This is a genomic window from Saccharospirillaceae bacterium (assembly GCA_022448365.1).
GTDB lineage: Bacteria > Pseudomonadota > Gammaproteobacteria > Pseudomonadales > Oceanobacteraceae > Bacterioplanoides.
This window is the reverse complement of sequence record JAKVCS010000018.1, coordinates 1-3666: the sequence shown is the minus strand read 5'-3', so window position 1 is coordinate 3666 and position 3666 is coordinate 1. Positions and strand designations below refer to the sequence as shown.

General features: G+C 44.4%; 3 protein-coding genes. 1 reads left to right on the top strand and 2 read right to left on the bottom strand.

Annotated features, from left to right (window positions below; genetic code table 11):
* Positions 1 to 250: IS982 family transposase (locus MK185_17625; protein ID MCH2042451.1), on the bottom strand; the 250-nt coding region annotated here is incomplete at its 3' end.
* A 412-nt stretch (positions 251 to 662) separates the two neighbouring features.
* Between MK185_17625 and MK185_17620 the strand changes: the two genes are divergently transcribed.
* Complete coding sequence (locus tag MK185_17620; protein ID MCH2042450.1) at positions 663 to 1682, top strand: AraC family transcriptional regulator; 1020 nt, start codon at positions 663 to 665, stop codon at positions 1680 to 1682.
* Between the two features lie 51 nt (positions 1683 to 1733).
* Here the strand turns inward: MK185_17620 and MK185_17615 are convergent, their stop codons facing one another.
* Positions 1734 to 3332 (bottom strand): sterol desaturase family protein, encoded by a 1599-nt coding sequence (locus MK185_17615; GenBank protein ID MCH2042449.1) that lies wholly within the window; start codon positions 3330 to 3332, stop codon positions 1734 to 1736.
* Positions 3333 to 3666: the final 334 nt, after the last annotated feature.

The window sequence follows — 3666 nt, the reverse complement described above, 5'->3', positions numbered from 1 at the left end:
GTGTGTAGCTCAATAATTTAGGGAAGTCCTTTTTATAAAAACACGAGACATAGCCTAGGTAATAATTCTTGAAATCACGATGATGGCTCATATGGAAACCAATGACGACTGTCATCATTTCGCCCATAGACATACGACTATCTCTGCGCCTTTGGCGACTACCATCTTCTAGTAGCTGCTTTTGCCATTGTGGAATGAATACTTTGCAAAAATCATCGACATCACAGTACAACTCTACTAAATTCTTCATGCCTGTTCCTTTTGTTTTGTTCCCACTTTCTTGGTCGAAAGATCGGATCTTGGAACGGGCATTTAGTTCAATTTCTTAAACCGAGTTGGGGTTAGTCGTCAGATTGTAAAACTGCTGAACACCTCTCCACAGTTACTGAAGTTATCTATCTATGAGATGCCGGCAGCCTGGGTAATGGAAGGAGGTAACATCCTGCCTGAACCGGGTGAAGAAGATCAGTGTGAGTGGTTGCAGAACGCTCAACACTAACTGTTAAGTTTATCTCCCCTTTAGCGCGCTGCATCAACAACCTCCCTGACTGTTGTGGCGCGCTTTTTTATTGCTCCAAGCCTGGAACACTATTGTAAATAAGCAAAAGCCCTGTCGATAATTTTCTGCTACGATCCTGATTATTTTCAAAACGTAAACAGTAATGAAATATTTATGCATCGCCAGTAGCTGGATTAATGCGCTGACGGATGAATTTTCTGAACACGGTTTGGATGTTAGTCAGATCACCCAGGGATTGCCGGGTTTTCATCAAGGGAGCTTTTCTGAAAACGACCGCCTTGATTTATTGTCGGCACGGATTTTATGGCATCGGGCGGCACGTTTATCAAATGATCCTTTGTTGGGTGCTCGTATTGGTTTGAGCCCTAATTATCGTAGCGTGGGTGTGTTAGCGCCATTAATCTGGCATTCGGAGAATTTATTCACGGCATTACATAATATCTCGAAATACCAGTCTTTAATCAGCGAAAACGGTGCGTTCCATTATGAGAATACCACGGAAGGTTACATTCGTTGCTTATATGAAGAAACGCCAGCCGCTTTGCCAGCTTCCATACAACAAATTTTATCGGTCACTGTTGCCAGCATTATGGTGATCAAAACGCTGTCTGGTAAAAAAGCCCGTATTAATAAACTGATTGTGCCTGAAGGCACTCCTGTTAATGGCCTATCCGGCTTGTTATCACTGCATGTCGTCAGTGAGGGAAAGCAGGTTGGGTTTGAATTGCAACTGAATGAAGCTGAGCTGAAACAAGCGATTCCCGGTTGTGATGACGCTTTGTACCGTATGTGCCTCGAGTATGCGAATACCTTACTGGCGGAAAAAGATAAAGGCATGGCAATGATTCAGCAGATACGCCGGTATGTATCGAATCATGGCATGTTGCGGGCTGAGGTGACAGGCTGTGCTGAGGCATTATGCATTCACCCCCGGGCGTTACAGCGTCAACTTGAAAACGCCGGAACCAGCTTCAGAAAATTAAAGGATGAAGTGTTAAAAGAGCATGCGTTATCGGCAATCAATCAGGCCACTGATATTAAAACCATTGCTGAACAATTGGGTTATACCGAATTAAGTGGTTTTTATCGTATATTCAAAGGGTGGTTCGGAATCACGCCCAAAAAAGCTTTAAAAGAAGGCGTTTTAAACAGCAAAAAGTAACGATGTTTTCGTTACTTTTTGCGAGAGCCTGTTAACAGGCTCTGGGTGTGATCACAGATTATTAACGGCGGTTTGTAAGCGCTGTAGCGACCTCTCAGATTTTTCTTCAATAATTTCTTTAAAGTACATCGCATTGGCTGCCACTAACGCAAAGTTTGGTAGCGTATATTCCAGTCTTCTTTCAAACTGTGTTTCATTATTATCGGTTGCTGCAACGGTATAGGTCAGATTGATGATGCTGCCATTGGTTTGATTATCGGCACTGGCCTGCCAGATCATTCCGGGTTGATATTGTTCAACCGTCCAGCTTAACTCGTTCTGGCCAATTGGGGTGCTGACTTGCTCGGCAAATTGGTCACCCGCCGCTAAAGTACTGCTTTGTTGAGTGACTACCTTTTCCGATTGTGGATGCCACTCAGGCCAACGGCTTACATTTCCGGCATAGGCCAGTGTTTGCTGCGGCGATTTATTCATCACAATGGTATTCACAACGGTTGTCGTGATGGGGTAAGACCAGAGTGTCGCGATAAACCATAACATGGCCGGTAAGCGAATCATTTCAAGAGGAATCAGATTGGATTTATTTTCTAATAAACTACTGGTGACAATGACACCACTCACCAGAATAAGCGCTCCTGAAATTTTCAGCCACAACTCCAGTTGTGGTGATAAAAAGATAAACATCGTACCGGCAAGGAAGGTTAACAAGCTGGCGATACCGGCATAAATTTTCTTACCGGTTGTGGTATATGGATCGTATTTTTCGCGGTCAGCAGTGCCTTCTTGCTGCAGGTGGTGGTCGGCACCAACACAATCCTGTGGTCGCCAGCCCGTTGGTTTAAACCACAAACCAATTTTATCAGACCACTTTTGCGTATGACGGGAATCATTGATCATGGTCGCCCAATGACGCAGGTTTAATTTTACCGGGCTCAGCGTATGAGTCGGGTTGGTTGTACCATAATGGCAAGCTTCTGTTGCCAGTTCAGGTTGCCAGGTTCCAAACATACGATCCCAGATGACCATGGTGCCACCATAATTACGGTCGATATAAATCGGGTTTTTGGCATGGTGTACACGGTGGCTGGATGGCGTTGAAAAAACACCTTCGAGAAGCGGAATGCGGTTAATTCCCTGAGTATGAATCCAGAACTGATAACCTTTGAGAATCAGGAACTGGCCCAGGAACACTTCTGGCGGGCATCCCATAAAGGCCAGTGGCAGATAAAAAATCCATGAAAATCCGTATTGAAAAGCGCTTTGGCGAATGGCCGTTGTGTAATTAAATTCTTCGCCTTGGTGGTGCCCTTCGTGTGCACCCCATAAGATATTGCGTTCGTGGGCGATGCGATGAAACCAGTAATAAAAGAAATCGACGCCAAAAAAGAAAATTACCCAGGTAATGATACTGGTGCTGCTGAAGTCAAACAGACGGAAGTTTTCCCAGATCCAGATAAAAACGCCAAAGGTATAAACTTTCAGCAGTGCTTCTGAGATTAATAAGCAGGCTCCCATCGAGCCACTGGTGATGCTGTCGCTGTAAGTGTGCAGACTTTTCCCTTTGGCCTTTAATGCCAGGTACTCGGCCAGCATCAGTATCAGAAACAGGGGGATGCCGATGGCGCCAAAGTTATAATCAAACTCAACCATATTATTATCCTTCTTGTTATATGTTGAGAACCTGAAGGGCTCAGACTCAGAGTATAAGACGGATTAAAGCTATTTTCTACCCCCTATGACAGTTGTCTTTTTGACTAGATTGGTTTGTTGAATTATCGAATTGTGGGAGTATTTTAAGGCGTGTTAGTTTGCAATGTCTTGCGACGATAGGCCTTTGGTGCAGGAAATGGGGGGTGAAGCGCGAATAGCCCCACCATTTACTAGCGTTTTTCTTTACTCTTGCAGCAGTAAATGGAGCCTACGCCCCAAAATTGAAGTCACGTTGAATAGTGAAATCGTTTGTGTATTGTTCATCAGGTGGTGC

Bases quoted from the DNA above. Each gene is read 5' to 3' on its own strand.
- MK185_17620 (MCH2042450.1), top strand. From the start codon at position 663: ATGAAATATTTATGCATCGCCAGTAGCTGGATTAATGCGCTGACGGAT.
- MK185_17615 (MCH2042449.1), bottom strand. From the start codon at position 3,332: ATGGTTGAGTTTGATTATAACTTTGGCGCCATCGGCATCCCCCTGTTT.